The organism is Cellvibrio sp. (assembly GCF_053579595.1).
Genome location: NZ_JBRFPI010000386.1, coordinates 1,937 through 4,157, shown reverse-complemented (window position 1 = coordinate 4,157; position 2,221 = coordinate 1,937). Strand labels below are relative to the sequence as shown.

At 47.9% G+C, this 2,221-nt stretch carries 3 protein-coding genes; all 3 read right to left on the bottom strand.

The window, feature by feature from the left end:
• A partial coding sequence (locus tag ACWA6V_RS18225) for a YqhA family protein (protein WP_449523829.1) occupies nt 1-288 on the bottom strand: 288 nt, incomplete at its 3' end.
• An 88-nt stretch (nt 289-376) separates the two neighbouring features.
• The gene (locus ACWA6V_RS18220) at nt 377-1,129 is read right to left on the bottom strand and encodes a HesA/MoeB/ThiF family protein (RefSeq protein ID WP_449523828.1); all 753 of its coding nucleotides are present in this window, start codon (nt 1,127-1,129) and stop codon (nt 377-379) included.
• Nucleotides 1,126-1,986, bottom strand: a complete 861-nt coding sequence (gene prmC / locus ACWA6V_RS18215) for a peptide chain release factor N(5)-glutamine methyltransferase (RefSeq protein ID WP_449523827.1) — start codon at nt 1,984-1,986, stop codon at nt 1,126-1,128. Before prmC ends, ACWA6V_RS18220 begins: the two co-directional genes overlap by 4 nt.
• Nucleotides 1,987-2,221 lie beyond the last annotated feature (235 nt).

Genomic DNA, 2,221 nt, shown 5'->3' with positions numbered 1-2,221 from the left:
ATCCAAACGCAGGCGTGACACGAAGGTTTCGTAACCACCAACTATCACCATTACTAACAAGTTTGAAATCATAACCACATCAATCAAACCCAACACAATCAGCATAATTTGCTGTTCGTTCATCGAGCGAACGTCTGTCACCAAATGGGTTAACTCGCTCAAAAACAGAAATACATAGGCACACTGCGCAATAATCAAACCAAGATAGAGCGGCAGCTGCAACCAGCGTGAACTAAAAATCAGAGCAGGCAAGAAACCGCTTTTATACACAGGGGGAACGTCACTCATAAATACACCTTTATTCCAGTAGAAATTTTGTTAGCGCCAATATAAAGACGCGATGATAAAAAACAAGCCCTTTACACAGCCTTACCCTTTATATTGAGGCAGGTTGGCTGCATACCGGACAATTGTGATCTTTGGGCAATTTCAGTTCGCGCCATTGACTATGACGCGCATCCAATAACAGCAATCGCCCTGCGAGATTAGTGCCGAAGCCGCAAATTAATTTAATGGTTTCCAGCGCTTGCATTGATCCGATAATTCCCACCAGCGGAGCCAACACACCGTTGGCAGCACAGGTTAAATCATCGCTGTCTTCTTCGTATAAGCAGCGATAGCAAGGACTGTTTGTATCGCGCGAATCAAATACCGCAACTTGCCCTTCCAAGCGAATTGCAGCGCCCGATACCAGCGGTACTTTTGCCGCAATACAAGCCGCATTGATAGCAAAACGGGTTTGGAAATTATCGGTGCAATCAACCACTACAGTTGCCAATTTCACTTGTTCGAGCAACTGGTCTGCATCTAATAATTTTTCGATGCAAGTAATCGTAACCTCAGGATTTAATTCATGCAGGCTATGCGCCGCCGATGCCGCTTTATTGTCGCCAATACGCGCGCTAGTGTGTGCAATTTGCCGCTGCAGATTGCTGAGATCTACCGCATCGAAATCCACCAACGTTAAGTGACCAACTCCTGCAGCCGCCAAATACATAGCGACCGGCGACCCCAAACCGCCAAGGCCGATAATTAATACGCGTGCAGCCAATAATTTTTCCTGCCCATCAATATCCACATCGGGCAGCATAATTTGGCGCGAGTAGCGCAGCAGTTGTTCATCGTTCACGATATAGAACCTTTTCTACCGAGGGAAACGCGCTCATTACCGCCCAGATCGCGACGGGTTTTCACTAGCGTAAAGCCGCGCGCATAAAATATATCGCGCACCGCCTGACCTTGGTCATATCCATGCTCCAACAACAACCAACCTTGCTCGCGCAAATAATTCCAAGCTTGTTGAATAATTAGCTCGATATCTGCCAACCCTTTATTGCCTGCAATTAGCGCTGAGCGTGGTTCAAAGCGCACATCGCCCTGATCCAAATGCGGATCTTGCGGATCTATATACGGTGGGTTGCTGACAATAACATCAAATTGTTGCGCAGGGATGGCAGAGAACCAATCACTTTGCAGTATTTGTACGTTGGCAAATTGCAGCTCACTACGATTTTTTTCAGCGAGGGCAACTGCATCAGCAGACTTATCCACCCCCACTAATTGCCAATCCGGCTTTTCGCTGGCGATGGCTAATGCAATCGCGCCCGTTCCTGTTCCCAAATCCAAACAACTGCGTTTTTGTTGCGGCACATCACCAGCAAACAATTCCAATACCAATTCGACCAGCAATTCGGTATCCGGACGTGGAATTAACGTGGAATTATTGACCGAGAGCGGCAGCGACCAGAATTCGCGCTGGCCGAGAATATGGGCAATGGGTTCTCCGGATTTGCGGCGATTGAAAAAAAGCTGGAACGTTTCTGCCTGCTCGGGCGATAAAACTTTATCTGGCCAGGTAAAAAGATAGGTGCGATTTTTTTGCAGTATATGGCACAACAATAATTCAATATCCAAACGCGCAGAATCGCTTAGGGATTCAAGTTCGTGTGCGAGTTGTAGGCATTGTGCGATGGAAAGTGGATTCATTTATAGCTCATTCTCGTTCCCAAGCTCCGCTCGGGAATGCATAAGGTGTTTAATAAATCACTTTTAAGAAAAGGCTACCGGTATGCTGTAACCATCGAACATGTATTACCGATATACACTCCCAAGCGGAGCTTGGGAGCGAGGCGCGTTTGAGGCGCCATCTATTCCGTGCAGCGGGGCGACCAGTTCGTCCGCCCCTCCGGCCTGCGGCGGCAGTAAGGCGACGGCACGCATC

Coding starts and splice junctions, on each gene's coding strand:
- prmC (WP_449523827.1), bottom strand. CDS start 1,986: ATGAATCCACTTTCCATCGCACAATGCCTACAACTCGCACACGAACTT.